The sequence below is a fragment of the Alteromonas sp. AWJ4_197 genome, from assembly GCF_056160285.1.
In genome coordinates, this window is record NZ_JBSWWW010000010.1 from 58,371 (window position 1) to 84,917 (window position 26,547).

The window sequence follows — 26,547 nt, forward strand, 5'->3', positions numbered from 1 at the left end:
AAATTGGATCAGATATAGATATCTAAATGCTTTATTTTACTGTCTTTATTGTCTGAAGAGGGCTCCTGACTGTTGTCTGCCTTATGTCCGGAACTGCCCCCCTGATTTTCTTTAGCATTTTCAGCTTGTTGCTCCGCTTTATTATCCTGATGATGCCCGCTGTCACGTTGTTGCTTTTCAGCCACACGACGCTCCTCGTCGTGCTCATAACGCTCATCTTCACCAAGGCCTTTGGTTTCCGCTTCCTTACTGACTTTCTTTACGCGGTCATCCGGTTTAACCGGCACCTTGCCCTCTCTCGGCAGAATAGGAAAAATAAGGTCGTTGCTCACCCTCACCTCCACGTAAATAAAAACACGCGATTATTCGCATTTTTGATGACATTTATTTCACAGTCGCAGGTTTTAACCCGTTTCGAACAGTAAGATATAACTTATGACCAAACATTTAGTATAATAATTCCCTTATTATGGCTTTTTGGGGTTGATTTAGATCACTCAATTAGCTACTGTTTGCCGCGTCAAAAAGATTGGAAACGAATTTTACATGTTTAATTGCGCTGCTAACCATCACCACCATCATAAAGCATAACCTTTCAGGTTCGTGCTGGAAGGTCTATTGTTCCTTCCAGTGGCGCAGATAAAAAATTCTCGACCCCCGGAAGGAAACTTCCGGGGGTTTTTCGTTTAAGCAGCTTCAAATCAGGTTCACACAAAGAGGAATGTTCACATGGGTGACAGCAAACGTCTGCGTATTGCAGTTCAGAAATCAGGCCGTCTCAGCGATGACAGCATCGCGCTGCTAAAAGCGATTGGTATTAAATTATACATCCGTGACCGCCTTCTCATCGCCCATTCCACTAATGAGCCTATCGATTTACTGCGCGTACGTGACGACGATATTCCGGGTCTGGTCATGGACGGCATTGTCGACCTGGGTTTTATCGGCGAAAACGAATTAGAAGAGAAAATGCTGGAACGTCAGGCGGCCGGCAAAGCGTCTGATTTTGAAGTATTGCGTCGTCTGGATTACGGTGGTTGCCGTTTGTCTATTGCGGTACCGCAGGAGATGAAATACGAAGGTATTCAGTCACTGGAAGGTAAAAAAGTAGCAACGACCTACCCTTACCTGCTTGAGCGTTATTTCAAAGAAAATAATATCAATGCCCGCGCTGTGATGCTGACCGGCTCAGTAGAAGTTGCTCCCCGCGCCGGTGTGGCCGATGCGATTTGTGACCTGGTTTCAACCGGTGCCACACTGGAAGCTAACGGTCTTGTTGAAGAAGACGTTATTTTCCGTTCAAAAGCAGTACTGATCCAACGTGCTGACGGTGCGCTTTCAGAACAGAAACAAGCTCTGGTAAATCGTCTTGTGCCCCGTATCGATGGCGTCATTCAGGCCAAAGAAAGTAAATACATTATGCTGCACGCGCCGAAAGCCTACCTGGAGCAGGTAAAAAGTTTGCTGCCCGGTGCTGAGAACCCTACCGTACTGCCTCTTGCCGGTTCTGATGATGCGGTAGCGGTACACGTGGTCAGCCCTGAAGACTTATTCTGGGAAACCATGGAAAAGCTTAAATCCTTAGGTTGTCGTTCTATTCTGGTTATGCCAATTGAAAAAATGATGGGTTAATCTGCCATGATCAACTGGTCCTCACTTACACCTGCCGGGCAGACAGAAGCCCTCGCCCGGCCGGTTATGAAAAACTCAGACAGTCTGCGGGTGACCGTTGCAGACATACTCGCTGCGATACGCCAACAGGGCGATGCAGCGGTGCTGGAATACACCCGTAAATTCGACTGTACTTCACTGAACAGCCTGCCCCTTTCTGTTGCAAAGCGGGACGAACTGGCAGCACGGGTATCTGCTGACGTTAAAGACGCCCTGCTGGTTGCGTTCAACAACGTGAAACAATTCCACGAAGCGCAGAAACCTCAGGATATCACCCTGACGACTACGCCGGGCGTAGTATGCGAGCAACGTTTTACCGCGCTGGATGCTGTCGGTCTTTATATACCCGGCGGCAGTGCGCCGCTACCGTCGACCGTGATGATGCTGGGCGTACCGGCGCTGGTTGCCGGATGCGAACGCAAAGTGCTGTGCACACCACCCAACCAGGCCGGTGAAATCGCCCCGGAAATCGCTCTTGCGGCTTCACTGTGTGGCATTGAAGAAATTTATCTGTGTGGCGGAGCCCAAGCCATAGCCGCCATGGCGTTCGGTACCGAAAGTATTGCTAAAGTGGACAAGATCTTTGGCCCCGGCAACAGCTTTGTGACAGAAGCCAAACAGCAAGTCAGTCAGCGCGCCGACGGTGCCGCTATCGATATGCCGGCCGGCCCTTCAGAAGTGCTGGTGCTGGCAGATGGCAATGCTAACGCGGCGTTTGTGGCCTCGGATTTATTGTCGCAGGCAGAACACGGTCCGGATTCCCAGGCCATTCTGGTTTCAGACAGTGAAGCGCTTATTGAAGCCACTAAAGCGCAGGTAGAAGCTCAACTGGCGAAACTGTCGCGCAACAGCATTGCTTCTCAGGCCATGGAAAATGCCCGTTATATTCTGACTGGCTCGGTAGCCGAAGCGGTGCAGGTAAGCAACGCGTACGCGCCGGAGCACTTAATTGTGCAAACTGACAACGCCCGCGAATTGCTCATCGACATTAAATACGCCGGTTCTATTTTCGTTGGCCAGTGGTCACCGGAATCTGCAGGCGATTACGCTTCGGGTACCAACCACGTGCTGCCAACCTACGGCTATGCACGTAACTATTCCAGTTTAGGTCTGCTTGATTTTATGCGTCGTTTCACCGTGCAGGAACTGTCTGCCGACGGCATGCGTAATCTTGGACCAGCCATTATGAAGCTTGCCAGTGCTGAAGGGCTCGATGCCCACGAGCAGGCCGTTGCACTGCGTATGGCAGAGCTTGAAAAGGGGAATGACCAATGAGCAGTCTGGTCGACCAACTGATTAATGATAACCTGATCCCGCTGAAACCGTATGAGTCGGCGCGCCGTCTTTACGCCGGTGGTCAGGACTGGCTTAATGCCAACGAATCACCATTTGCTAACCACTACGACGTGGACAGCAGCCACTTTAACCGTTATCCGTCCTGTCAGCCCGACGGCGTGATTAACGGTTACGCAGCTTACGCTGGTGTTGCGAAAAGCCATTTGATGGTGACCCGTGGTGCTGACGAAGGCATAGAACTGCTCATCCGCACCTTCTGTACGCCGGGTAAAGACAGTATTCTGATCTGTCCGCCAACCTATGGCATGTACGCCATCAGTGCAGAGACCTGCGATATTGGCGTGAAAAAAGTGCCACTGAAAGCCGACTTCAATCTGGATGTGGAAGGCATTTGCAGCAATGACGACGTCAATGTGGTGTTTATCTGTGCGCCGAATAATCCTACCGGTACACAAGTCGCCAAACAGGATTTAGACACCGTACTTCGCCACTTCACCGATAAAGCGCTGGTGGTTGTAGATGAAGCCTATATCGAGTTTGACGCAGAGAACACCTGGGCGAACAAGCTGGCAGATTACCCGAATCTGGTTATTCTGCGAACCCTGTCCAAAGCCTTTGCGCTGGCGGGTCTGCGCTGCGGTTTCACCATTGCCAATGACGCTGTGATTGCCGCGCTGATGAAAGTAATTGCACCCTATCCTATTCCGGATCCGGTGGCGCAGATTGCTGCAGAGGCGTTAAGTGAAGAAAACATTGGCCGCCTGCAAGCGCAGGTGGACATTCTCAACGCAGAGAAAGCCCGTCTCACAGAAGCACTGAATGCGTTTGAAGAATTCGAAATGGTGGGCGACACCAAAGCCAACTATGTGCTGTTCCGTTACGCGCGCTGCAAAGCACTGATGGTATACCTGGTTGAGCGCGGCATGCTTATTCGCGACCAGTCCAAACAGCTGAACCTGGAAAACTGCCTGCGTGTCACCATCGGCAGCCCGGAGCAGGACGACCGCCTGCTACAGCTGATTAATGATTATTTTTCCCAGACAGGAGCTTCCAAGTGAGTCAGCAAGCTATTTTATTTATCGATCGAGACGGTACGCTGGTTGAAGAGCCGCCCGTAGATAAGCAATTAGACAGCCTGGAAAAGCTGGTATTTGAGCCAAACGTTATTCCTGTTTTACTAAAATTAAAAGCTGCCGGTTTCTCACTGGTGATGGTGTCGAATCAGGACGGTTTAGGCACTGACAGCTTCCCGCAGGAAGATTTCGACAAGCCGCACAATGCGATGATGGCGATTTTCGAATCTCAGGGCGTCACGTTTGATGATGTGCTGATTTGTCCGCACTTCGACCACGAAAATTGTGCTTGCCGCAAGCCTAACCTCGGGCTGGTTAAAGACTACCTGCAACAGGGCCGCATCGATTTCACACGCTCCTTCGTGATTGGCGATCGCATCACTGATGTGCAGTTGGCCGAAAACATGGGCATCAAATCGTTCCAGTACAATCCGGAAACCAACAACTGGAAAGACATTGAGAAAGCCCTGCTGGCGTCTTCCCGAATTGCCGAGGTAGTGCGTAAAACCTCAGAAACCGATATCCGTGTGCGGGTTGATTTAGACTCGACGGCAAAATCACAAATCCACACCGGGATGGGCTTCTTCGACCACATGCTGGATCAGATTGCCACCCACGGCGGTTTTGAAATGCAGGTGTCGGTGGACGGCGATCTGCACATCGACGACCACCACAGCGTAGAAGACACGGCACTGGCCCTTGGCGACGCGCTGAAAAAAGCGCTGGGTGATAAACGCGGCATTGGTCGCTTTGGCTTTGCACTGCCTATGGATGAGTGTCGTGCTGAGTGCATCATGGATATTTCCAACCGCCCTTACCTGAAAATGGATGCCGAGTTCAGCCGCGATCAGGTTGGCGAAATGGCCACCGAAATGGTACCGCACTTTTTCTATTCACTGGCGCAGAGCATGGGCCTGTCCCTGCACCTGTCCACCAGCGAAGGTAACGCGCACCACCAGGTAGAGAGCCTGTTCAAAGTATTTGGCCGTGCATTACGTCAGGCCATTACCCGTCAGGGCGATACCTTGCCGAGCAGTAAAGGAGCTCTGTAATGGCGCAGAAGATTGTTATTGTTAACACCGGCTGTGCGAACATTTCATCGGTTAAATTTGCCCTTGAGCGCCTGGGCGTGACGGTGGATGTGTCTGATGATTTCGACATTATTAAAGCCGCTGACAAAGTGTTTCTGCCCGGCGTTGGCAGTGCCTATGCCGCCATGCGCAGCATTAACGGCAAGAACCTTTCCGACACCATTCGTTCACTGGAACAACCGGTGCTCGGCGTGTGTCTGGGTATGCAGCTAATGGTGGGAACTTCGGATGAAACCAGCAGTGGGCAGATTGACTGTTTAGGCCTGATGCCAGGTCATGTTGCCCGCCTGCAAGCGGGTGATTTACGCCTGCCTCACATGGGCTGGAACACGGTAACGCCGCTTGAGGGCAACACGCTGTTCAAAGGCATTCCGGCAGATACCTATTTCTATTTTGTGCACAGCTTTGCGGTGCCGGTTTACGATAAAACCCTGGCCACCTGTGAATACGGCCAAACGTTCTCTGCCGCCCTGCACAGCAACAACTTCTTCGGCGTGCAGTTTCACCCCGAGCGTAGCGGCGAAGCCGGCGCACAACTTCTGACTAATTTTGTGGAAATGTAATGATTATTCCAGCAATTGATTTAATCGACGGCGCCGTGGTGCGTCTATTCCAGGGCGACTACAACCAGAAAACCCAATACCAGAAAGATCCGGTAGACGTGGTACATGACTATGCCGATCAGGGTGCGCAGTGGCTACACATCGTTGACCTTACCGGAGCCAAAGACACCAGCAAGCGACAGCTTACGCTTATCCGCAAAATGGTCGATACCCAACGCATGAAGTTTCAGGCTGGCGGCGGTATTCGCAGCGAAGAAGACGTGGCCCAACTGTTAGATTCTGGTGTAAGCCGTGTAGTCATCGGTTCTCTGGCAGTAAAGCAGCCTGAACTGGTGAAAGGCTGGATGCAGAAATACGGCGCAGAGAAAATTGTGCTGGCGCTGGATGTAAACATCAACGACGCCGGTGAACGAATGATTGCCACCCACGGCTGGCAGGAAGACTCCGGCGTGGCGCTGGAAGGCTTATTGAAAGATTTTCAGGAAGTGGGCGTGAAACACGTGCTGTGCACTGATATCAGCCGTGACGGCACCCTGCAAGGCAGCAACGTAGATTTATACACCGACGTATGTGCCCAATTCCCGCAAGTGAGCTGGCAAGCTTCCGGCGGCATTGGCGGCCTGGATGACATTCGTGCCCTGCGTCCTGCCAATGTAGGCGGCGTGATTTTAGGCCGCGCCCTGCTGGAAGGTAAATTTACCGTTGAGGAGGCTATTGCATGTTGGCAAAACGGATAATTCCCTGTCTCGACGTACGCGATGGTAAGGTGGTGAAAGGCGTTCAGTTCCGCAACCACGAAATCATTGGCGACATTGTGCCACTGGCAGAACAGTATGCCAAAGCCGGTGCCGACGAACTGGTGTTTTATGATATTACCGCGTCGTCTGATCAACGGGTTGTCGATAAAAGCTGGGTGAGCCGTATTGCTCAGGTCATCGACATTCCGTTCTGCGTTGCCGGTGGTATTAAATCGGTAGAAGACGCAGGACGCATTTTAGAAATGGGCGCGGACAAGATTTCTATTAACTCCCCTGCGCTTTCTAATCCGGACCTCATTAACGAACTGCACGACATTTATGGTCAGCAGTGCGTGGTCATTGGTATCGACAGCTTCTACAACGTAGCCAACGGTCGTTACGACGTGTACAAGTTTACCGGTGACGAAAGCCGCACTCAGCAAACTCAGTGGCACACCATCGACTGGATAAAAGAAGTGCAGTCACGTGGTGCCGGTGAAATCGTACTGAACTGTATGAATCAGGACGGCGTGCGTAAAGGTTATGACATCGAACAACTGAAAGCTGTGCGCGACGTGTGTAACGTGCCCCTTATCGCCTCGGGTGGTGCCGGTGCTATCGAGCACTTCACTGATGTATTCAAGAAGGCAGACGTCGACGGCGCACTGGCAGCGTCAGTCTTCCACAAAGGCATCATTGATATGCACGAACTGAAAGATACGTTGGCTTCACAGGCTATTCCCATGTGTATCCGTCACGGCCGTTAAGGAACAATTTAATGATTATTACTAAAGACAATCTGACGCAGTTGGCGTGGGATAAAATGGATAACCTGCTTCCGGCTATCGTACAGGATGCAGTAACCGGCAAAGTACTGATGCAGGGTTATATGAACCCGGAAGCGCTGGAAGTCACACTGGACTCGAAAAAAGTCACCTTTTTCAGCCGCTCCAAACAGCGTTTGTGGATGAAGGGCGAAGAGTCTGGCAACGTTCTGAACCTGGTTGAAGTGGGTAGCGATTGCGATAACGACAGCCTGCTTATTCTGGCCCGTCCTAAAGGCCCGACCTGCCACACCGGCACAGAAAGCTGCTGGTTCGATAATCAGGCGCCGGCTTATACGTTCCTGGGTGATTTGGAACGGGTTCTGGCAGAGCGTAAGTATGCAGACCCTGAGTCCAGTTACACCGCTTCACTGTACAGCAAAGGCATTAAACGCATCGCTCAGAAAGTAGGTGAAGAAGGCGTGGAAACTGCACTTGCTGCAACGGTGCAGGATAAAGAAGAACTGAAGAACGAAGCGGCTGACTTGCTTTATCACCTGACAGTGCTGCTGCAGGCCAGCGACATGTCAATGAAAGATGTTATTGCGGTGCTACGCGCCCGTCACCAGAAGTAATCCCCATGCCCAGCTGTTGTGCCGCTTCTTTGAGTTGCGACACAACAGCGGGATCCGTGTCTTTACTGGCGGCCAGATAGCCGGTCACGGCTAGCTCGGGAATATCTATTACCGGATTGAGCTGCTCCCCGTCCACGTTTAATTTCTTCGCCGTCGCCGAAATAAGAGCAGGATCTTCGATAATAAAATCGACCATTCCCCTCAACAGATAATCCCACGAGCACTGAATATCTGCGCATACCAGCATGTTCTGACCTTCCCTGAACCCCTGTTGCTGTAGCCAGTGATAGCTGATGTCGTCCCGTTGCACGGCAAATGTATAGTTGGTGAGATAACCCTGTTTAAGTTCCCCGTTTGCAACGGGCTGGCTTTTGAGGCCAACAACGGCAAGATGAAAAGCCGACACTTCAGCCAGCCAGTGAAACTGTTTTTCACGCTCCGGTGTCCGTGCAATGGAATAGATAAGTGTGCCGGCCTGACGTTCTGCCATGATGATACTTCTGGCCCAGGGATATAACGCAAACTCTCCCTTTACCCCGGCGGCTTCAAGGATAGCCTGTACTTTGTGCGTGGTCTCGCCGTCTACCCTGCCATATTTATTGAGGTAGTGATAAGGAGGCGATGACTCTGTCACCACCTGCAGAACTGCACTTTGAGCAGGCAGAGGGTGGCTGATAATCAAAAACAAGAGTAATACAAAAGAGATACGCATCCCTGAACCGTACCAAAAGTGATTATAAAACGTACGATATCATGCTTTATCATCAATAAAAATGACACCCGACCGATTCCTCCCGTTTTCATACCTTGTTACATCTGTGGATGAACTATTTCTCCGGACAACAGCTCTGACATTCAGACCAGCAATATCTTCAACGATCAGAGGACGACTATGAAAGACAAGCGAACCGCGCTGAAGCGAATTTGGAAAGACAATCAATCCTTTTTTATATTTATCGGCCTGATGTTGTTTGTGCGTGCCGGTGTGGCAGACTGGTATTACATCCCTTCCGGTTCAATGGAACCTACCATTCAGGTTGGCGATCGCATTTTTGTGAATAAGCTGGCCTATGAAATCAAAGTGCCGTTCACTGACATCAGTCTGACTGAAACAGGCTCCCCTGCCCGCGGAGATATTATTGTGTTCGACAGTAAGGCAGCAGACAATCGTCTGATTAAACGTGTTGTGGGCTTACCCGGTGACAGAATTGCCATGCGCAATAACATCTTGTATCTGAACAATCAGCCCTTATTGTATTCCGGCGATGATGAAGATCAGCAGGAGCTATTGGGTAAAGTGCTTCATCAGATCCATCTGGATAAGAATGGCTCACCACTGTCCTCATTTCATACGGTGACTGTTCCGGAAGATCACGTGCTGGTACTGGGCGATAACCGTAATAACTCGGCCGATTCCAGAGTGCATGGCTTTATTCCTGTGGATGAAATCATCGGCAAAGCGTCGCACATCGCCTATTCATTAGATAACGAAAACGCTTATATGCCCAGGCTTGCACGCACATTTCAGGCTCTTGAATAAAAAATTTAAATTTTTTTGCATTGAGGTGTTGAAAAGGTTTTTTTAGCACCTACATAGTAATTGTCAGCGCTTGATAGCAAGGCCGACAGAACCGCCGCCGCAATGTCGGGGCGAACTTTTTAAACATATTGCTTTATAAAAAGGATATGACTATGCGTACTATCGATCTATCTCCACTTTACCGTTCTTTCATTGGTTCTGACCGTTTGGCATCACTTGTAGATGCAGCATCACGTTCTGAGAGTCAGACTGCTTATCCCCCTTATAATATTGAATTGCTTGGCGACGATAAATATCGTGTGTCCATGGCGATTGCCGGATTTACAACTGAAGAAGTTAACATTGTCTCCGAAGACAACACATTAACGGTAACAGGCAAAAAAGCCCCTGCTGAAAATGACGAAGCCGGCAAAAAACAATACCTGCACAAAGGAATTTCAGAACGCAGCTTTGAGCGTAAATTCCAGCTCGGTGATCATGTAAAAGTGACCGGCGCAGATATGCAGCACGGCCTGTTACATATTGACCTTGAGCGTGTTGTGCCTGAGGCGAAGAAGCCACGTCGCATCGAAATCGGCAATACACCGGCCAGCCACGGGTAAGCCATTCTGGTCTGCATACACAGACCTCATTTAACTAACGATTTTATTTTTCGTGCCTGCAGGTGCAGGCACGGAATAACCTGAGTCGCCGGATACGGGGCTCTGCATTTACATATTGCTTAATTGGAAGGATATGACTATGAGAACTATTGATTTATCACCACTTTACCGTTCATTTATCGGCTCAGACCGTCTGGCTTCATTCATTGATAATGCTACACGGTTTGAAAATCAGAGCGCTTTTCCTCCGTATAACATTGAATTGCTGGAGGAAAATAAATATCGCATCGCAATGGCAGTAGCCGGATTTGCAGAAAGCGAAATCAGTATTGAAGTACAGGAAAATACGCTGACTGTGACAGGCAGCAAGGCTGCTGATGACAAAGAGTCATCGCGTAAATTCCTTCACAAAGGTATTTCAGAGCGCAATTTTGAACGCAAATTTCAGCTTGGTGATCATGTAAACGTATTAAGCGCAAATCTCGAAAATGGTTTGCTGAGTGTCGATCTGGAAAGAGTTATCCCTGAAGCTAAAAAGCCTAAACAGATCGCTATCGGCTCTGCGGCCCTTGAGCACAAAAGCACCGGTGAATAATCCGGAGGGGTTTTACTGCAATTAAACATAAAAAACGGCACCAGCTCCCGGTGCCGTTTTTTTATTTGAATATATTGGCAGACACAAAGTAGTCAATCAGCACCCGTGTGCGCTGCGGTAAGTTTTTCCGCGACGGATACACCAGTGAGAAAGCCGTGCGTTCCCCATGCCACCCGGGCAATATCTGAACCAGCTCTCCCCGCTTTGTTTCTTCTTTCACCGTAGATGGCAACAGTAAGGCCACTCCCGTTCCCATAGCCGCCATCTTGTGGATCAAATGGGGCGAGTTACTTCTGTAATATCTGGAAGGTGTTATGGTTCTGCTGCTGTCTTTACTTTGCAACCGCACATTATTGTGCCAGTGAGGTAAATCCAGCAACACCCAGGGCAATGCTTCCAATGCGTCGAGGCTCTCCGGTTCACCAAGTCTGTCCAGCATTGCAGGCTGCGCAAATATCGCAAATGTCTCCTCATGAAGTACCCTGGCAATCAGCGAGGCATCGCGGGGTAATCCAATCCTGATTGCCAGATCAATTTTCTCTGAGATTAAATCAACCCGCTCGTCATCCAGTACAAAGTCAATCTGAACCTCAGGAAACTGCCGGATGAACCCATCCAGTGCAGGCAGCACAAACTTGTGGGCAATATCATGATTCATGGTTATAGCGACGCGGCCGGCAGGAACAGGGATATTCGTAATGCTGTCTATATCTTCAAGTACTTCCTGCAGGATAGTTGCACGGCTGAAAACACGCTGGCCTTCCTCTGTCAGCATTAATTTTCTGGTTGAACGCTGAAGCAGCCTGCTGCCCAGAGCAGTTTCCAGATCTGCAACCTGCTCACTGACTCTCGAACGGCTGGTATGCAACACTCTGGCTGCAGCAGCAAAACTCCCCTGCTCTGCCACCACACAAAATATTGCCAGATGCCTGAGATAGGCAAAATCTATTGTACTCATTTTCAGAACACTACATTCAATTTTGTCCCGCTTATCATAGCAACGACAAAGCACCATAATCTAGCCATCCGTCCAATACGGCACGGCAAAAAAGTATTAACAGGAGAATAATCATGATTGGAATTACCGGTGCAACAGGTCAGTTAGGTCAATTGACAATTAAACACCTGCTGACGAAAAAATCCGCAGACTCTTTTATAACGCTGGTCAGGGACCCCGGCAAGTCGCAAGCTATGTTTGCTGATATTGCCTCCCGGCACTTCGACTACAGTAAACCTGACACGCTGACAGATGCATTAACCGGTATCACGACACTGTTTCTCATTTCAGGCAGTGAAATCGGACAGCGTATTGAACAACATGCCAATGTAATCGATGCGGCTAGACGCGCCGGTGTGAAAACCCTGGTGTATTCAAGCTTGTTACGGGCAGACACTTCATCTCTGATGCTGGCAGAAGAGCACAAAGCCACAGAGCAACGCATTCAGACTTCCGGCATGGATTACGTGATTTTACGGAACGGCTGGTACACAGAGAACTACACGCAGGGTCTACAGGCTGTTCTTGACGCCGGCGTGCTGGCTGGCACGGCCGGTTATGGCCGCATTGATTCAGCGACCCGCAATGATTATGCAGAGGCAGCAGCGAATGTGCTGACAGATGTCTCTGCGCACAAAGGAAACGTGTATGAGCTGGCCGGTGATGCTTCGTTTACTCTGCAGGGATATGCAGACGCTGTCAGCGCTGTAACCGGTAAGCCCGTTTATTTTGAATCCATGAATTATGAAGGTTACAAACAATTCCTGCAGGATGTTGCCGGTCTGCCGGAAGGTTTTGCTCATATGCTTGCAGATTCAGAGCATCATGCAAAAGATGGCGACCTTTCCGGCTCAAGCGATGAATTACACCGTCTGTTGGGAAGAGCGACGCCTTCTCTTATTGAAGTAATTAAGCAGTCACTGTAACGTGTCACCAGCCGTCAGCACTATGCCAGATAGCGCTGATGGTGCGGTTGTCACGGGTAACGTGGTAGCGCCGGTACTGACCCGCGGTCGCGCAGGCATGGTTTGGCAGGATCCGGAGTTGACGGCCGAATCCGAAACCTTGATCCGGTACCGGTAAACCATCTTTATGCTCAATGATACCGTGTTCCTGGTTTGTCTGACTGACATACCAGCCATCCAGTATATTACCCCCGGCATCAGCAACCAGACCAAATCCGTGGGAGTCAGAGCCTTTATCCCGGGACAGCCCCATCCAGCCTGCATCCACCAGTACCTGATTCTTCTTCATCTGATGACCAATGACTGTCGTCAACACACTCATTGCAATGTCAGATACTGAACAAACTCCCAGACCGGCCATCACCAGATCAAACGTTGCGTACACGCCGGCGCGGATCTCGGTAACGCCTCCGGGCTTATAATCAGACAACGCTGTTGGCGTGGATCCCACAGAAATGATGTCAGCAGGTAATCCCGCAGCTTTGAGTCTGTTCGCCGCCAGCACCGTACGGCTGCATTCCTGTTCTGCCATGGCATATTGCGCCCCGGGCGTATTACACCCGTAAGATGCACCTGCATGGGCCATCACGCCGGAAAAACGGATATGCGCAGTGTTGTGCAACTGCTCAGCCATAGAAATCAATTGCATGCTCTCAGGCCCGGCGCCGGCACGGTGATCATCAACATCCAGTTCTATCATCACCCGCAGCGGCACAATAAAAGTACGACGGGCTTTTACCAGCGCCTCCACTGCCGCTTCATTATCAACGACAACAATCAGGTCGACACCACGTTCCAAAAGCTGATTAACAGCAGAGAATTTATTCGGCGTTATACCCACCGCATACAGAATATCTTTGTAACCGGCCTGCGCAAAATAGCGGGCTTCTTCCAGTGTGGAAACGGTGACAGGCCCGGGCCGCGGCGCATAAATTTCCGCAGCTTCACGGCTCTTCAGTGTTTTAACATGAGGCCGCAGTGTCACGCCGTCCCGGCGACATTTCTCCTGCATGCGTTCGCTGTTCGCCCGCAACTTATTGTCGTCAATGAGGCAGACCGGGGTCACCAGAGCAGAAAAATCAGATAATAACGCAGACATAAACTAAATCAGGTAGTGGATCATAAACAAGTTCGAGCAGGCAAGAAACAGCATAGACAAGAACGTCAGGAGCATCCCTGATAAACGTTGCCAGCTTGTTCCTTCACTGTGACGTAAGCCGTAAGCATGGAGAATGCGGCCAAATAATATAGCGCAGCCACCCGCGTGCAATACCCAGTGCTGGGGATGCAAGCTTTCCAGGCACGCCAGCAGAATAAGAGTGATTGGCACATATTCGCTGAAATTGCCGTGTACACGAATGGCACGGGTAAGTTCATCATTGCCTCCGTCACCAACACCGATCCGGACGCTGCGGCGGACATTAATAACGGCGAATGACAGGTAGATATAACACAAGGCTAACAGACTTGCGTAAAACGCAGTAATCGGGAAACTCATAATCGTCAGGTTTAATAATGGGTTATTGGTGTCTATTCTGGCAATTAAGCGGCACGCTGGCAAAGCCTTTTACCCGCTTTGACAGTGAAGTATAAAAAAAGGCCGCTTGATGCGGCCTTTAGTAAGAATTTTTAACCGAGAAGCTCAGCCAGCTCTTTGCTGACCTGCTCTACCGGTTTGGTGCCGTCCAGCTTGTGGTACTGGCAGTTTCCGGCTTCAGCTTCTGCAGAGTAGTAGTTGACCAGAGGCTTAGTTTGCTCGTGGTACACGCCTAAACGCTTACGTACTGTTTCTTCTTTGTCGTCATCACGGATGATCAGTTCTTCACCGGTTTCATCATCTTTACCTTCCACTTTCGGTGGATTGTAAACAACGTGATAAACACGACCTGAGGCAGGGTGTACACGACGGCCGCCCATACGCTCAACGATAACATCATCAGGTACATCAAACTCAATACAATGATCTACAGATACGCCTGCTTCTTTCATTGCATCAGCCTGAGGAATGGTACGGGGAAAACCGTCAAGCAGGAAACCTTGCTTGCAGTCGTCCTGGGCAATACGCTCTTTAACCAGACCAATAATGATGTCATCAGACACCAGTTTACCTTCGTCCATTACACGCTTGGCCGCAAGACCAAGTTCAGTGCCGGCCTTGATGGCCGAACGCAACATGTCACCAGTAGAGATTTGAGGAATACCGTATTTCCCCATCAGAAATTGTGCCTGAGTTCCCTTACCGGCGCCCGGTGCGCCCAGAAGAATGATTCGCATTTTGCGCTCTCCGCTTTATTTTCTCAACTGTTGGGCACTTTACACACTAAGCATCAGCGAAACAAGCCCATAGCAAGTACAGAGTCAGATTATACGACCTATGTCGCATGGTTTATGAACAATAGTCGTAAGGGCATTCGAAGGCGTGAAGACATACATTTCTTTAACAGCCAGTCGTTAAAGGTTAAGCAGCAGGAACAGTGTATTGATTTGTAAAGAAATATCTCACCTAAATAAATTTAAGTGATAGTTAAAATAAAAACGGGCCATAAGGACCCGTTTTCATATGTTTACAGTCGGTGAACCGGCTTTATTTTGCCATACTCATTAACAGACTGTTTAAATTGCGTACAAAGCTGGACGGGTCTTTCAGACTGCCCTGCTCAGACAATGCTGCCTGATCGTACAATACGCCTACCCACTGATTAAACAGGGCTTCATCCTGTACATCAGCCAGCTTTTTCACTAACTGGTGCTCAGGGTTCAGTTCGAAGTGATATTTCACATCCGGTACTGTCTGACCGGCAGCCTGCATCAGCTTCATCATCTGCGTGGTCATGCCGTTTTCATCAGCCGTGATCACCGCAGGTGATTCTGTCAGACGGTGAGTAAATTTCACGTCGACAACTTTGTCACCCAATGCAGTTTTCGCGCGCTCAAGCACACCTTCCACTTCTTTTTCTGCTTCTTCCTGCGCCTTTTTGGTTTCCTCGTCGTCAAGGTCACCTAAATCTAAATCACCTTTAGCAATAGACTGGAAAGACTTCTCATTGTACTCAGTCAGGTGAGACATTAACCATTCGTCAATGCGCTCGCCCATCAGCAACACTTCGATGCCTTTCTTGCGGAAGAACTCCAGGTGCGGGCTGGTTTTCGCTGCTTGCAGACTGTCAGCGGTGACAAAGTAAATTTTGTCCTGACCTTCCTTCATGCGAGCAATGTAATCATCCAGAGACACAGTTTGCGCATCTGAATCACCATGAGTTGACGAGAAGCGAAGGAGGCCGGCAATTTTATCTTTGTTGCTGAAGTCTTCGGCAGGACCTTCTTTCAGCACGTTACCAAATTCACCCCAGAACGACTGATACTTTTCGCTGTCGTTTTTCGCCATTTTCTCCAGCATCTGCAATACGCGTTTAGTACAACCCTGACGCAATGTCTGGGTGACTTTGTTGTCCTGCAGAATTTCGCGGGATACGTTCAGCGGCAGATCGTTAGAATCAAGCAGACCTTTTACGAAACGCAGGTATGTTGGCATGAACTGTTCAGCGTCATCCATAATGAATACACGCTGGACATAGAGCTTCAGGCCATGATTCTGATCACGGTTCCACATATCAAACGGCGCTTTAGAAGGAATGTAAAGTAAACTGGTGTACTCACTCTTACCTTCTACTTTGTTGTGCGCCCATGCCAATGGATCAGCAAAGTCATGAGAAATGTGCTTATAGAATTCTTTATATTCTTCTTCAGAGATATCTGACTTATCCCGTGTCCACAATGCCGTGGCTTTGTTGACACTCTCCCATTCGCCGGGAACAGCCGGTGTTTTTTCACCGTCAGGACCTTCACTTTCAGGGATCTCATCTTTCCACATTTGCACCGGAATGCTGATGTGGTCGGAATATTTGCTGATAATAGAGCGCAGACGCCAGTTATCAACAAACTCTTTTTCTTCTTCACGAATGTGCAGAACGATTTCAGTGCCGCGGGCAGGCTTGTTAATTTCTGCTACAGTGAATTCACCTTCACCGTCAGAAATCCACTCAACGCCCTGACTGGCGTCGGTGCCGGCAGCACGGGTTCTTACAGTCACTTTATCAGCCACGATGAATGCTGAGTAAAAGCCCACACCAAACTGACCTATCAGTTGTGAGTCTTTTGCCGCATCACCGGAAAGTTTACTGAAGAAATCTTTGGTACCGGATTTTGCAATGGTACCCAGATTCGCAATAACTTCTTCTTTTGTCATACCAATGCCGTTATCAGCAATGGTAATGGTACCTGCATCAGCATCGGTACTGATCTTCACGTTCAGTTCGCCGTCGCCTTCGTACAGACTGTTATTTTCCAGTGCACGGAAGCGTAACTTATCGGCGGCATCTGCTGCGTTCGATACCAGTTCACGAAGGAAGATTTCTTTGTTGGAATACAAAGAATGAATCATCAGTTGCAGAAGCTGTTTTACTTCAGTCTGAAAACCATGTTTTTCTTGTTGGGCTGCTTCAGCCATAAACCAGAGTCTCCTAGCTATTTGAATCAATTTCAGTCTAGGAAGTAGGGTCGGGCCAGAATAATTTCAACCTGAAAAGTGGGGTTTTTATCAGATTTGATAAAATTGAGTGAAATGATGCTCTGCCAACGGTAATGACAGAGCAGAAAAATGCTGAAGCTTAAAGCGTGCGGCGACCGGAGAACGCGTGGGTCAGCGTGCTGCCGTCGATATATTCTAATTCGCCACCTACCGGTACACCATGCGCTATCCGGCTTGCCGTGATATCAAGCCCGTTACACATTTGCGCAATATAATGTGCCGTGGCTTCGCCCTCTACCGTAGGGTTAGTTGCCAGAATGACTTCAGATACCGGAGAGGCTTTAAGTCGCGTTTCCAGTTCGGTCAGCCCGATATCAGCCGGCCCGATGCCGTCGATGGGCGACAAATGTCCCATCAAGACAAAGTATGTGCCGGTAAATGTCATGGTTTGCTCGATGGCCAGCACATCCTGCGGACTTTCGACAATGCACAATACACCCGCTTCCTGACGTTTCGGCGAACGGCAGATTTCACATACATCGTCTTCAGTAAACGTGCGGCATTGCTGGCAATGCTGAATGTGCTCCATGGCATTATGCAGCACCGTGCCCAACTTCATGGCGCCATCCCTGTTTCGTTCGAGGAGGTGAAACGCCATACGCTGGGCACTTTTATTGCCCACACCGGGCAAACAGGTGAGCGCTTCGATTAGCTCACCCAGAAGCGGACTGAATTTCATTGATTAAAACGGCATTTTGAAGCCGGGAGGTAATGGCATACCACCGGTTACGTCGCCCATTTTCTCTTTACTGGTTTCCTGTACACGACGCACAGCGTCGTTGCAGGCTGCAGCCACCAGATCTTCTATCATGTCTTTGTCGTCGTCCATCAGCGACTCATCAATATCGACACGGCGCACATTGTGATTGCACGTCATGGTAACTTTCACCATGCCCGCTCCGGCTTCACCGGTCACTTCAATTTTCGCCAGGTCTTCCTGTGCTTTTTGCATGCGCTCCTGCATCTGTTGCGCCTGCTTCATGATATTTCCCATTCCACCTTTAAACATGGTCGACTCTCTCACTATTTATTGATTGTGTGTCATTACCGGGGCTGAACAGTATCTTCGAGCACTGTTGCAGCAAAAAGATCCCGTAATGTCGTAAATTTTTCATCGTTGCTTACCACCTGATGCGCATAAGCACGACGCATTTCATCGATACGTGCCTGTAACGTCAGTGGTGTTTGTGCTGGCTGTCCGTAAACAATGTTCACATTGACCGGATGCGCCAGCGCCTTAGATAACGCCTCATTCAGTTGTGCAACGGCATTGTCATTTATGAGATGGCTCTGACTCTCATCTAATTCAAGCGTCACATCCTGATCTTTTATCGAAAAAGCAGCATTTAATACGATTTGTTTGGTTAAACCGGCCAGTCCCAGTTCTGCAACCCGTTCACTCCAGCTGTCTATCTGACGGCCGAGTAATAATTTTGAGCCATCAGGTAAATAAGCGGGTAAAGCATCGCTATCGACACTTTGAACGCGGTTTGTGGGTGCAGTGGCAACAGCATTATCAGAAGGCACGTTAGTTTGTTGATAGCCTTGCGCCTGATTTTCATCCTTCTGCGGGGTAACATTGCCGGTATAATCCTGTTCATCATCAACAAAAGCCATTCCGGCATCAGCCTGCACTTCAATTTCCTGAGCAAATGCCTCCTGCCCGGACGAGGGTTGTGAAGCAGGAGCATCATCAACTTCAGACTGACCATTATCAGCAAAGTCGTCAGTTTCAGGTGCAGTCGTTACTGAGTGGTTTCCCCAGGGCGGCGACGAGGCATCATCCTCTGACGGTGCAGATGCCGCCGTTTCAGCAGGTTCATTGTCTGCCACAGGCGGGGCTGACGTTATACCCCGTTGACTCAGCTTGCGGACACGCTCACTGGTATCACTCTGGTTTTCAGACTTTTTTGCGGGTGCTTCTGCAGCCTCCTTACGTCCAGTTTTTAATTGCTGGCGCAGGGCTAACATTTCTTCGATAGACGTCAATGAATCGGTACTACCGGCCTGAGTCACATTGTTTGACTGATGCCCGGGCGCGGCCTGTTCTGCCGGTACTTCATAATGCTCATCTTCGTAAGCCGGAGGCGGCATATCATCATAATCCGCAGGAGGAATATCATCCCACTGGGGCGGACCATTCTGTGCAGAAGGCTCAGCCTGTTGTCCGGACTCAAGCTGTTGCGAATGTTCCGGCTGTGCAGGTTCATCTTGTACAGGCTCCGGCTTAACAACTGGCGGTTCAGCGGGCGCACGCTCAGAAATAGCAGGCTGGCGATATTCCGCCGCTGCTTTTTCAATTTCAGCCTGTTCAGCATTCAGCGCATGTACATCTTCTGAAGTATCTGTGTCTGCCGGCCCGGAAGTTGTTCCGGTAACAATTCCTTCAGTAACAGTTCCGTGCTCCGCCGGTTCAGGCGCATGAGCAGCCTCAGGTTTCTGCGTTTCTGTTTCTTGCGCCGGCTGAAGAACCGGTGCAACTTGCGTCTCTGGCGCTGAGGCTACAGACGGAGCAGAAGAAACAGGTTGTGCAGACGCTTGTGACACCGGCATTTCCGCACTGCCCTGCGCATCAACAATCAACTCAAGGTTGTCGTCACCGGACGGAACCGGTGCAAAAGACATCATTCGTAACAGTGTCATTTCCAGCGCTGAACGACCATCTGCAGCATGAGGCAAATCTTTTCTGCCTTGCAAGGCAATCTGATAAAACAGCTGCACCTGCTCTGCCGGTAACGCTTTTGCCAATTGATATATGGCTTTGGCAGATGTCGTTTCCAGTTTACAGGTTTCAGGCACCCACTGGGTTAAAGCTATCTGGTGTAACAAACTGGACAGTTCAGCCAGTACCTGACCGAAATCCGGCGCTTGCTCAGCCATTGATGCCACAATATCAAGCAGACCCGGAGCATCCTTTTTCACCAGTGCGAAAAGCAGCTTGAGAATTTGATGTCTGTCCATCAAACCGAGCATGTCTGTGACGATGGCAGCCGCTACCTGATTGTCGCCTTGTGCAATAGCCTGATCAGTCAGACTGAGCGCATCCCGCATACTGCCCTGGGCTGCACGGGCCAGTAAAGCCAGTGCCGGTGCCTCAAAAGGAATGGATTCCTGTTGCAATATGTGGGTCAATTGCCCTGAAATTTGCTCACGGGACAGCGCTTTTAAATTAAATTGCAGGCAGCGCGACAGAATTGTAATGGGCAGCTTTTGCGGATCAGTGGTTGCCAGCAGAAACTTCACATGAGGTGGTGGCTCTTCAAGGGTTTTTAACAGCGCATTAAAACTGTGCTTAGACAGCATGTGCACTTCATCGATGAGGTACACTTTGTAGCGGCCTCGGGTGGGCTTGTACTGTACGTTATCCAACAGTTCGCGGGTATCTTCCACTTTGGTACGTGACGCCGCATCGATTTCGAGCAGGTCAACATAATTGCCCTGCTCGATTTCACGACAGGTATCACAAACACCACAGGGATTAGCGCCCTGACCTTCTTCGCAGTTTAAACTCTTTGAAAAGATACGTGCGATTGTGGTTTTACCGACCCCACGGGTACCGGTAAATAAATAAGCGTGATGTAAGCGGTCGTTATCTAATGCATTGGCGATGGCGGTAACAACATGTTCCTGACCAACGAGTTCACTAAACTTTCGTGGTCGCCACTTCCTTGCCAGAACCTGATAACTCATAAAACCGCTTGTTCCTTATTCACCATCAAAATCACAAATTGAATAGCATTCAATGTTCAGCGCCGCTAATTTCTCATAGCCGCCAAGGTCCGGCAGGCCGATAACAAAACCGGCATGTTCAACAATACCACCTAATGAACGGATCAATTTTGCTGATGCGCCGATGGTACCGCCGGTTGCCAACAGATCGTCAATTAACAGCACCCGCTCACCTTCTTTGATGGCATCTTTGTGGATCTCAAGTGTATCCATACCATACTCAAGTTCGTAGGATTCACTTACCACTTCTCTGGGTAATTTATTGGGTTTTCTCACCGGTACGAAACCCACACCCATTTCAAGGGCCAGCGGAGCACCAAACAAGAAACCACGGGCTTCAGTGCCGGCTACTTTATCAAACTGCATGCCCTGAAATTTCTCAAGCAACAACGTGATACACGCAGTAAATGCTTTGTGATCTTCCAGCACGCTGGTGACATCACGGAACATGATGCCGGGTTTAGGGTAGTCGGGTACGGTTTTTATTACGGATTTTATATATTCAGCAGTCACTTCTTTGCCTTTTGATTACAGCCAGAAAGTGAACCAGCCAGCTATGATATGCAACAGAGGAAAAGCTACTAACGTGGCAACGATTGCCAGAAAGTACCACCAGTTAAACACTTCTTTAAACTCGCCGTTATCAGCCATAATCAATACCTGAAAGTTCTAAGTCAAAATGGTCGTAAATGTTAATCGAAACACAGTCTGAATGACAGTGCTATTCTCCATTATAGCGAATATTGTTAATAAGGTGAGGCAAGCGGTCAGGCTTTAACCACTATCCCCATTTCTGTAAGCGCGGAGAGTGTTTGCGGCAAATAATGTTCAACCGCTTCAACCTGAGTGGGGGGAATGACAGCTTTAAGCTGACTGATGATACCGCGAACGGGCAAAGCCTCTTCGCTGATAATCGTCAGCAATAAAGCCGTTAATGGCTCGGTAACCATGAACTGAACGTCATCACTTTTGTCACGGTACACCACGTAGTTATGCGGTTGCTCTGATATTTCTTCTGGCAGACATTCGCTGCTGATTTGATGTACCGGATAATAGTAACTGGCAATGGTGGCCAGACCGGACAATGCATAACATTCTGATAAATCGCCTGAACGGGATTTATAAGGCAGGTCTTCGTCGCGTACGCTGACATCAATTTCCAGCCATTCATAATGCGCGAGCTCGTATAAAAAAGCCGGATAACCACGGGCTGTACAATCAAAGTGACTCAGAAAACGGACAAACTCGCGGCTGATTTCAACAAAGTAAGGGGTCTCACAAACATGCTCAAGCATGAATTCCCGCACGAGATTAAGCCACTGCTCTTCGCCCAAGACTTCTTTGACCACAGGAAACCCGCCGGCGATAAAATTCTTTATATTATTAAAAAATAGTGAGCGATAGACAGACAGCCTTTCTTCGCCATCCTCTTCATGGGTAACAAAGCCGGATTGAGGATCCCGCATGGCTTGTGCAAGTTCAGCCTGCCTTGCGCGGAAATCTGTCATCCGGCACATCCGGTCAGTTCGCTATCCTTAATTTCCCGTTCATTGCATACCCGTTGCTGAATGGACTTAATCCGGCCAACCTCTTCCAGCATTTCACCTAACGGAGGAATATTGAAATCCCGTTCAAGCAACGTAGGGAAAACACCGTGCTTGCGGTAGGCTTTTTCCAGTAACGCCCACACAGGTTCAATGACACTACTGCCATGGGTATCGACTTTAAGGTTATCACTCTCGTCGTAATGACCGGCAATATGGCCATAAACAATACGCTTTGATGGCAGTGCATTGAGGAAATCAACGGCATCATACTGGTGATTTATACTGTTTACGTAGAGGTTGTTTACATCAAGCAGCATCTGACAGTCAGACTCTTCCAGTATATAAAGCAGGAATTCCAGCTCTGTCATGTCCTGCTCTGGTGCGAGGTAATAAGAGACATTCTCCAGCACCAGCGGACGCTCTAAAATGTCCTGTACAATTTTGATTCTTTCCACAACATGTTTTGCAGCCTGCTCACAAAAAGGTATTGGCAGCAAATCATAGAGGTGTCCGTTACCGGAACAAAAACTCAGATGTTCGCTGTACAAGCTGATGCTATGTTCCTGCAGGAACGATTTGATTTGTTTAATAAATGGGATATCAAGAGGATCCGTACTGCCTACAGACAATGACAGTCCGTGAGTCGAAAAGGCGGCCTGCGATGTACAGGCCTGCAATTGCTTTTTGAACTTTCCGCCCATTGGGATCCAGTTCTCCGGCGCAACTTCCCAGAAATCGACACTGTCAGGAAGCTGTGGCAGTAAGTCAGGCAACATTTCACGCCGCAGACCCAACCCGGCACCGGATACAGACATCAGAACTCCAAATTACTAGTGACTTCGAACAAAGGTGTTACTTCAAAAACGAGTAAAGCACATGCCGGTTTACATACTCCCGCATTTGCCCTCACCACATTTACCTTCTTCAGCCGCTTTCTCTTTAACCTTGTCCTTCATTTTGTCAGCGCCGCACTTTCCTTCACCACACTTACCTTCAGTCGCAGCTTTGGCTTTGTCCTTCATTTTATCGGCACCACACTTACCTTCGCCGCATTTGCCTTCTGCTGCTGCTTTCGCCTTGTCTTTCATCTTGTCGGCGCCACACTTGCCCTCACCGCATTTACCTTCTGCTGCCGCTTTGGCTTTATCTTTCATTTTATCGGAACCACATTTGCCTTCACCGCATTTTCCTTCTGCCGCGATTTGCTTATATCCGGATTCCAGTGCATCCATACCGAACGGATTTGCCATTGCAGACGATGTAAATGCGCCGGCACTTAACACTGCAGCACCGATGGTACCTGCAACCAGATTACGTTTAGCTTCTTTCATAAATTCACTCCAGCACGATAACTTTTTAATTTACGTTCAAACGACCTCAGTGCATAAAGACCTGACGATGAGATGAAAAATTTCTTTTTAATGCATTTTTTCATTATGCTTCATACATCTTCTGCTTTATAGCCTATCCGAAAACCGCCCCAGTGTTTTCCGTTAATGTAAATCGGTGCAGACAAATCGTGCATCACTTCTCCGGTATCACGTTTGTAGGTTTGCAGCAGAAAACTCTCTGTATTCTTTCCGCAACGTGAACCGGTAGGATCATCGAAAATGCGTTTCGTCCGGCTGTTCGCCAGGTCAGTGTCGTAATCACCGGTCATAGGTTTGCTGAATTTTTTATTGTGGGTCGGAAAGTAACCGTTAATGTCCACCACCCCGGCATAAATAATAAAGTTATTTTCCTCAAGGACAGGTTCCTGGACCGGAGGAAGCAAAACATCAGTAAATGAATCAAACCTTGTAGTGAATTTTTGCGGATTGGTCCCCTTCACCGGTTCATAGTGAAAGCTGAACAAATCTGATTCAGAGATTTTTCCACTGGTAATAGCCTCTTCGAACATTTGACCAATCTTTTGGGCGGTCCTCGTGGCGATCCGTTGGACTTTTCCGTTACGGTCATTCACCCGCAATGCCTGTAATTGCCGGAAAATACCCTCGGTGTGGTAACTAAGTGCCAGTACTTTCTCTGAAACATCTGTCAGATCGCCTTCAAGATGCTTAGTGTGCTGATGTAACCTTTCAGCATTGACACTTATTCCTCTGTTGGTATTGCCGTGCACTTCTACTGTACTGGCGACCTGCCCCATTGAGTTTGCCGCTTCTGTAGAAATAATGCTGGTTTCTTCAATCAGAGATGACATATGGTTTACGACGTCCGACATGGCGCCGTTGGCTGCTGAAACTTTTTCAATGGCATCTACAGAAGTTTGACTGTAGCGATTAATTTCATTGAGTACATCGTCAATGCCCTGGGTAGCATTTGTTGTCTTTTGAGCGAGATCGCGCACTTCATCGGCAACAACAGCAAATCCCCGCCCCTGCTCTCCGGCCCTTGCAGCTTCGATAGCAGCATTTAAAGCGAGCATATTAGTCTGGTCAGCCAGTTGGTTAATGGTAGTGGTGATGCCGCTGATGGAATCGGCCTTGCTCTTTAATGTGGCGAGCATATCCGCTGAGGCTTCAATTTCACTACGAAGCTGACTTTGTTGTTCAACCAACTGACAGAGAGCCTGCTTACAATCCTGAGTTTTATCATCTGCTGCCTGGATTTTTTGTTGAGCATCTGTGGAGAATCCCACAAGTTGAAGATTACCTTCTTCAAGGTGCTTAATACTGCCGGCGATTTCCTGAACACTATCGGCCTGCTCTTTAAATACTGCGGCAAGTTTATCCAGAAAGTGGGAAACCGTTGCTCCACCTATGGCAATCCGGCTAGCAGACTGGCTGATTGACTCACCTAATTTCGAGTCAGCATCATCTTGCCCGTCAGTGCCGGCAACAACGTTGTTCTGCTGAGGAAATAAAAGAGCGGGTATAAGTGCTACAAAGAACACGGCAACAGCGACCCACCAGAAGGCTATATCAAATAGACCACACACCGAAACGGTTACCAGGGCCAGTAACCCGGAGATAATTGAATTTTTCACGCCCGCTTACTTCCTCATTGTTGTTATGGTTAAACTATAGCCCATTAAAACAATTTGTTAACATCAAAATAGATAAGACAATAGTCGATTAGAATTCAAGAAATGGGACTAATCTGAGATCTGTATTCCGCCAGCGGGATTTAATTACATTTGCTGAATATAAGAGATTTAAATGAAAACTATACTGGTGTATAAAAGTTTATGCTGAACCGGGCCGACCCGATTAGATAGTGTTTACGTAGTCACACCTGAAGGTCATTTACCTCTTATCTCCGGCGCAAATAGACGCCACAACTATGGAATACTTATAAGGAAATTTATGAAAATGAATTCTCTTGTTGCTGCTTCTGTGTTTTCTGCCTTATACCTTTCGACACCTGTACTGGCTAAACATGATAAAGACAGCTCTGACAGCCGTGTAGTAAAAGGAACTTACACAATTACCAAAGGTACTGTTGAGACTTTTGATGTTTCTACAGACCTGGTAAAACTTGAACAACTTGGACAATTTGAGATAGTCCTGAAAAGCACTGACTGGAAATCCTTTTCAAAAGAAGAACGCAAATCCATTAAGAAACAGGAAAAAGTTAAAGGTGTGCTGAAAGGCACTATCGATCTGACAAACTTTTTTACTGCCGGACCTGTAATTTCTCATGTCATGATTGACGATGACAGAACATTCTCACTTCATTCTGCATACGATGTGTTTATCCCGCTTCAGGGGGATTTATTCTGCTCAGGTGGTGAGCCGATGATCATTAAAGAATACGTGAACCTGGTGGGAGCAACCGGTGTATATGAGAACCTGCAATCAGGTACGATTGTACTTGAGGGTACTGTAAATAATTGTCCGGGTTTTGCTGATTACGGAAAATATGATTTCGATATCGTACCGGATGAAAGTGTACTCATCTTTCTATAATCTTACATTCAATGATACAAGCCCGCATCTGCGGGCTTTTTACTGCCCGCTTTACAGTGAATGCAGGCAACTATGAGAGCATATTCTATGTTTGAATCGAGCACTATAATGAATAGAGGCACAGGAAGATTTTGAACAGAGAACAGAAACGAAAAAAGCCCGCTCAGATGAGCGGGCTTCTTCGAATTGGGAGCCTGACGGTGTGCTACTCTCACATGGGGAGACCCCACACTACCATCGCCGCTA

General features: G+C 48.6%; 29 protein-coding genes and 1 other annotated feature. Of the genes, 13 read left to right on the plus strand and 16 right to left on the minus strand.

The genetic code is table 11. From position 1 onward, the window contains the following. Window positions 1–8 precede the first annotated feature (8 nt). Window positions 9–332 carry a hypothetical protein gene (locus ACXAGC_RS19545; RefSeq protein ID WP_474846526.1) on the minus strand — a complete coding sequence of 108 codons (324 nt, stop codon included), beginning with the start codon at window positions 330–332 and terminating at the stop codon, window positions 9–11. Between the two features lie 234 nt (window positions 333–566). After that, window positions 567–683, plus strand: a sequence feature (His leader region). A 46-nt stretch (window positions 684–729) separates the two neighbouring features. On the opposite strand from ACXAGC_RS19545, the gene hisG reads away from it, so the two are divergent. From hisG to hisIE, 8 genes are read left to right on the plus strand one after another with little or no spacing between them, the layout of a single operon-like run. Beyond that, a complete protein-coding gene (hisG, locus tag ACXAGC_RS19550; RefSeq protein WP_119501875.1) occupies window positions 730–1,632 on the plus strand; it encodes an ATP phosphoribosyltransferase in 903 nt (300 codons plus the stop codon). A 6-nt stretch (window positions 1,633–1,638) separates the two neighbouring features. Continuing rightward, window positions 1,639–2,946: a histidinol dehydrogenase gene (gene hisD / locus ACXAGC_RS19555; protein WP_474846529.1), complete on the plus strand. Its 1,308-nt coding sequence runs from the start codon at window positions 1,639–1,641 to the stop codon at window positions 2,944–2,946. Then, window positions 2,943–4,025 (plus strand): histidinol-phosphate transaminase, encoded by a 1,083-nt coding sequence (gene hisC, locus ACXAGC_RS19560; RefSeq protein WP_474846531.1) that lies wholly within the window; start codon window positions 2,943–2,945, stop codon window positions 4,023–4,025. The genes hisD and hisC overlap by 4 nt, the downstream gene beginning before the upstream one ends. Next, entirely contained in the window at window positions 4,022–5,092 is a 1,071-nt protein-coding gene (gene hisB / locus ACXAGC_RS19565) for a bifunctional histidinol-phosphatase/imidazoleglycerol-phosphate dehydratase HisB (RefSeq protein ID WP_474846533.1), read from the plus strand. The genes hisC and hisB overlap by 4 nt, the downstream gene beginning before the upstream one ends. Then, window positions 5,092–5,694, plus strand: coding sequence for an imidazole glycerol phosphate synthase subunit HisH (gene hisH, locus ACXAGC_RS19570; RefSeq protein WP_474846535.1), 603 nt, complete (start codon window positions 5,092–5,094; stop codon window positions 5,692–5,694). The genes hisB and hisH overlap by 1 nt, the downstream gene beginning before the upstream one ends. Continuing rightward, window positions 5,694–6,431 carry a 1-(5-phosphoribosyl)-5-[(5-phosphoribosylamino)methylideneamino]imidazole-4-carboxamide isomerase gene (hisA, locus tag ACXAGC_RS19575; RefSeq protein ID WP_474846537.1) on the plus strand — a complete coding sequence of 246 codons (738 nt, stop codon included), beginning with the start codon at window positions 5,694–5,696 and terminating at the stop codon, window positions 6,429–6,431. The genes hisH and hisA overlap by 1 nt, the downstream gene beginning before the upstream one ends. Next, window positions 6,413–7,198, plus strand: a complete 786-nt coding sequence (gene hisF, locus ACXAGC_RS19580) for an imidazole glycerol phosphate synthase subunit HisF (RefSeq protein WP_474846539.1) — start codon at window positions 6,413–6,415, stop codon at window positions 7,196–7,198. Before hisA ends, hisF begins: the two co-directional genes overlap by 19 nt. 11 nt (window positions 7,199–7,209) lie before the next feature. After that, window positions 7,210–7,830 (plus strand): bifunctional phosphoribosyl-AMP cyclohydrolase/phosphoribosyl-ATP diphosphatase HisIE, encoded by a 621-nt coding sequence (gene hisIE, locus ACXAGC_RS19585; RefSeq protein ID WP_303575440.1) that lies wholly within the window; start codon window positions 7,210–7,212, stop codon window positions 7,828–7,830. Here hisIE and ACXAGC_RS19590 read toward each other — a convergent pair. Then, a complete protein-coding gene (locus ACXAGC_RS19590; RefSeq protein ID WP_474846541.1) occupies window positions 7,796–8,542 on the minus strand; it encodes a substrate-binding periplasmic protein in 747 nt (248 codons plus the stop codon). The genes hisIE and ACXAGC_RS19590 overlap by 35 nt on opposite strands. 180 nt (window positions 8,543–8,722) lie before the next feature. Between ACXAGC_RS19590 and lepB the strand changes: the two genes are divergently transcribed. From lepB to ACXAGC_RS19605, 3 genes are all read left to right on the plus strand, one after another. After that, entirely contained in the window at window positions 8,723–9,370 is a 648-nt protein-coding gene (gene lepB, locus ACXAGC_RS19595) for a signal peptidase I (RefSeq protein WP_474846543.1), read from the plus strand. Between the two features lie 152 nt (window positions 9,371–9,522). Further along, window positions 9,523–9,972, plus strand: coding sequence for an Hsp20 family protein (locus tag ACXAGC_RS19600; protein ID WP_474846545.1), 450 nt, complete (start codon window positions 9,523–9,525; stop codon window positions 9,970–9,972). Between the two features lie 139 nt (window positions 9,973–10,111). Then, on the plus strand, window positions 10,112–10,567 hold the full coding sequence (locus ACXAGC_RS19605; protein ID WP_474846547.1) for an Hsp20 family protein: 456 nt from the start codon (window positions 10,112–10,114) through the stop codon (window positions 10,565–10,567). Window positions 10,568–10,628: 61 nt separating this feature from the next. Here ACXAGC_RS19605 and ACXAGC_RS19610 read toward each other — a convergent pair whose 3' ends face one another. Continuing rightward, entirely contained in the window at window positions 10,629–11,525 is an 897-nt protein-coding gene (locus ACXAGC_RS19610) for a LysR family transcriptional regulator (protein WP_474846549.1), read from the minus strand. 113 nt (window positions 11,526–11,638) lie between these two features. Here ACXAGC_RS19610 and ACXAGC_RS19615 point away from each other — a divergent pair, with 113 nt between their 5' ends. Next, window positions 11,639–12,490, plus strand: coding sequence for an SDR family oxidoreductase (locus ACXAGC_RS19615; RefSeq protein ID WP_474846551.1), 852 nt, complete (start codon window positions 11,639–11,641; stop codon window positions 12,488–12,490). Between the two features lie 4 nt (window positions 12,491–12,494). On the opposite strand, the gene ACXAGC_RS19620 is transcribed toward ACXAGC_RS19615, so the two are convergent. The 13 genes from ACXAGC_RS19620 to ACXAGC_RS19680 form a co-directional block, all read right to left on the minus strand. Continuing rightward, window positions 12,495–13,628 carry an alanine racemase gene (locus ACXAGC_RS19620; RefSeq protein ID WP_474846553.1) on the minus strand — a complete coding sequence of 378 codons (1,134 nt, stop codon included), beginning with the start codon at window positions 13,626–13,628 and terminating at the stop codon, window positions 12,495–12,497. A 3-nt stretch (window positions 13,629–13,631) separates the two neighbouring features. After that, window positions 13,632–14,027: an MAPEG family protein gene (locus tag ACXAGC_RS19625; protein WP_474846555.1), complete on the minus strand. Its 396-nt coding sequence runs from the start codon at window positions 14,025–14,027 to the stop codon at window positions 13,632–13,634. 131 nt (window positions 14,028–14,158) lie between these two features. Continuing rightward, window positions 14,159–14,803, minus strand: coding sequence for an adenylate kinase (gene adk / locus ACXAGC_RS19630; protein ID WP_303575456.1), 645 nt, complete (start codon window positions 14,801–14,803; stop codon window positions 14,159–14,161). Between the two features lie 310 nt (window positions 14,804–15,113). Further along, a complete protein-coding gene (gene htpG, locus ACXAGC_RS19635) occupies window positions 15,114–17,036 on the minus strand; it encodes a molecular chaperone HtpG (protein WP_474846557.1) in 1,923 nt (640 codons plus the stop codon). 160 nt (window positions 17,037–17,196) lie between these two features. Then, window positions 17,197–17,796, minus strand: coding sequence for a recombination mediator RecR (recR, locus tag ACXAGC_RS19640; RefSeq protein ID WP_119501893.1), 600 nt, complete (start codon window positions 17,794–17,796; stop codon window positions 17,197–17,199). A gap of 3 nt (window positions 17,797–17,799) precedes the next feature. Next, window positions 17,800–18,126, minus strand: coding sequence for a YbaB/EbfC family nucleoid-associated protein (locus ACXAGC_RS19645; RefSeq protein ID WP_119501895.1), 327 nt, complete (start codon window positions 18,124–18,126; stop codon window positions 17,800–17,802). Window positions 18,127–18,161: 35 nt separating this feature from the next. Further along, window positions 18,162–20,807: a DNA polymerase III subunit gamma/tau gene (dnaX, locus tag ACXAGC_RS19650; RefSeq protein WP_474846560.1), complete on the minus strand. Its 2,646-nt coding sequence runs from the start codon at window positions 20,805–20,807 to the stop codon at window positions 18,162–18,164. Between the two features lie 15 nt (window positions 20,808–20,822). Then, entirely contained in the window at window positions 20,823–21,359 is a 537-nt protein-coding gene (gene apt / locus ACXAGC_RS19655) for an adenine phosphoribosyltransferase (RefSeq protein ID WP_119501897.1), read from the minus strand. Between the two features lie 15 nt (window positions 21,360–21,374). Beyond that, complete coding sequence (locus tag ACXAGC_RS19660) at window positions 21,375–21,497, minus strand: hypothetical protein (protein ID WP_269748644.1); 123 nt, start codon at window positions 21,495–21,497, stop codon at window positions 21,375–21,377. A 116-nt stretch (window positions 21,498–21,613) separates the two neighbouring features. Next, window positions 21,614–22,354 carry an HvfC family RiPP maturation protein gene (locus ACXAGC_RS19665; protein WP_474846563.1) on the minus strand — a complete coding sequence of 247 codons (741 nt, stop codon included), beginning with the start codon at window positions 22,352–22,354 and terminating at the stop codon, window positions 21,614–21,616. Continuing rightward, window positions 22,351–23,208 carry an HvfB family MNIO-type RiPP peptide maturase gene (locus ACXAGC_RS19670; RefSeq protein ID WP_474846565.1) on the minus strand — a complete coding sequence of 286 codons (858 nt, stop codon included), beginning with the start codon at window positions 23,206–23,208 and terminating at the stop codon, window positions 22,351–22,353. Before ACXAGC_RS19670 ends, ACXAGC_RS19665 begins: the two co-directional genes overlap by 4 nt. Window positions 23,209–23,277: 69 nt before the next feature. Next, window positions 23,278–23,724: an HvfA family oxazolone/thioamide-modified RiPP metallophore gene (locus ACXAGC_RS19675; protein ID WP_474846567.1), complete on the minus strand. Its 447-nt coding sequence runs from the start codon at window positions 23,722–23,724 to the stop codon at window positions 23,278–23,280. 110 nt (window positions 23,725–23,834) lie between these two features. Next, window positions 23,835–25,379 carry a methyl-accepting chemotaxis protein gene (locus ACXAGC_RS19680; RefSeq protein WP_474846569.1) on the minus strand — a complete coding sequence of 515 codons (1,545 nt, stop codon included), beginning with the start codon at window positions 25,377–25,379 and terminating at the stop codon, window positions 23,835–23,837. Window positions 25,380–25,698: 319 nt separating this feature from the next. Between ACXAGC_RS19680 and ACXAGC_RS19685 the strand changes: the two genes are divergently transcribed. Continuing rightward, a complete protein-coding gene (locus ACXAGC_RS19685) occupies window positions 25,699–26,301 on the plus strand; it encodes a hypothetical protein (protein WP_474846571.1) in 603 nt (200 codons plus the stop codon). Window positions 26,302–26,547 lie beyond the last annotated feature (246 nt).

Coding starts and splice junctions, on each gene's coding strand:
- adk (WP_303575456.1), bottom strand. CDS start 14,803: ATGCGAATCATTCTTCTGGGCGCACCGGGCGCCGGTAAGGGAACTCAG.
- ACXAGC_RS19605 (WP_474846547.1), top strand. CDS start 10,112: ATGAGAACTATTGATTTATCACCACTTTACCGTTCATTTATCGGCTCA.
- ACXAGC_RS19620 (WP_474846553.1), bottom strand. CDS start 13,628: ATGTCTGCGTTATTATCTGATTTTTCTGCTCTGGTGACCCCGGTCTGC.
- lepB (WP_474846543.1), top strand. CDS start 8,723: ATGAAAGACAAGCGAACCGCGCTGAAGCGAATTTGGAAAGACAATCAA.
- ACXAGC_RS19665 (WP_474846563.1), bottom strand. CDS start 22,354: ATGACAGATTTCCGCGCAAGGCAGGCTGAACTTGCACAAGCCATGCGG.
- dnaX (WP_474846560.1), bottom strand. CDS start 20,807: ATGAGTTATCAGGTTCTGGCAAGGAAGTGGCGACCACGAAAGTTTAGT.
- hisIE (WP_303575440.1), top strand. CDS start 7,210: ATGATTATTACTAAAGACAATCTGACGCAGTTGGCGTGGGATAAAATG.
- ACXAGC_RS19675 (WP_474846567.1), bottom strand. CDS start 23,724: ATGAAAGAAGCTAAACGTAATCTGGTTGCAGGTACCATCGGTGCTGCA.
- recR (WP_119501893.1), bottom strand. CDS start 17,796: ATGAAATTCAGTCCGCTTCTGGGTGAGCTAATCGAAGCGCTCACCTGT.
- htpG (WP_474846557.1), bottom strand. CDS start 17,036: ATGGCTGAAGCAGCCCAACAAGAAAAACATGGTTTTCAGACTGAAGTA.
- ACXAGC_RS19600 (WP_474846545.1), top strand. CDS start 9,523: ATGCGTACTATCGATCTATCTCCACTTTACCGTTCTTTCATTGGTTCT.
- ACXAGC_RS19670 (WP_474846565.1), bottom strand. CDS start 23,208: ATGTCTGTATCCGGTGCCGGGTTGGGTCTGCGGCGTGAAATGTTGCCT.
- hisC (WP_474846531.1), top strand. CDS start 2,943: ATGAGCAGTCTGGTCGACCAACTGATTAATGATAACCTGATCCCGCTG.
- hisF (WP_474846539.1), top strand. CDS start 6,413: ATGTTGGCAAAACGGATAATTCCCTGTCTCGACGTACGCGATGGTAAG.
- ACXAGC_RS19610 (WP_474846549.1), bottom strand. CDS start 11,525: ATGAGTACAATAGATTTTGCCTATCTCAGGCATCTGGCAATATTTTGT.
- ACXAGC_RS19645 (WP_119501895.1), bottom strand. CDS start 18,126: ATGTTTAAAGGTGGAATGGGAAATATCATGAAGCAGGCGCAACAGATG.
- hisD (WP_474846529.1), top strand. CDS start 1,639: ATGATCAACTGGTCCTCACTTACACCTGCCGGGCAGACAGAAGCCCTC.
- ACXAGC_RS19590 (WP_474846541.1), bottom strand. CDS start 8,542: ATGCGTATCTCTTTTGTATTACTCTTGTTTTTGATTATCAGCCACCCT.
- ACXAGC_RS19615 (WP_474846551.1), top strand. CDS start 11,639: ATGATTGGAATTACCGGTGCAACAGGTCAGTTAGGTCAATTGACAATT.
- ACXAGC_RS19685 (WP_474846571.1), top strand. CDS start 25,699: ATGAAAATGAATTCTCTTGTTGCTGCTTCTGTGTTTTCTGCCTTATAC.
- ACXAGC_RS19660 (WP_269748644.1), bottom strand. CDS start 21,497: ATGGCTGATAACGGCGAGTTTAAAGAAGTGTTTAACTGGTGGTACTTT.
- ACXAGC_RS19625 (WP_474846555.1), bottom strand. CDS start 14,027: ATGAGTTTCCCGATTACTGCGTTTTACGCAAGTCTGTTAGCCTTGTGT.
- hisA (WP_474846537.1), top strand. CDS start 5,694: ATGATTATTCCAGCAATTGATTTAATCGACGGCGCCGTGGTGCGTCTA.
- hisH (WP_474846535.1), top strand. CDS start 5,092: ATGGCGCAGAAGATTGTTATTGTTAACACCGGCTGTGCGAACATTTCA.
- hisG (WP_119501875.1), top strand. CDS start 730: ATGGGTGACAGCAAACGTCTGCGTATTGCAGTTCAGAAATCAGGCCGT.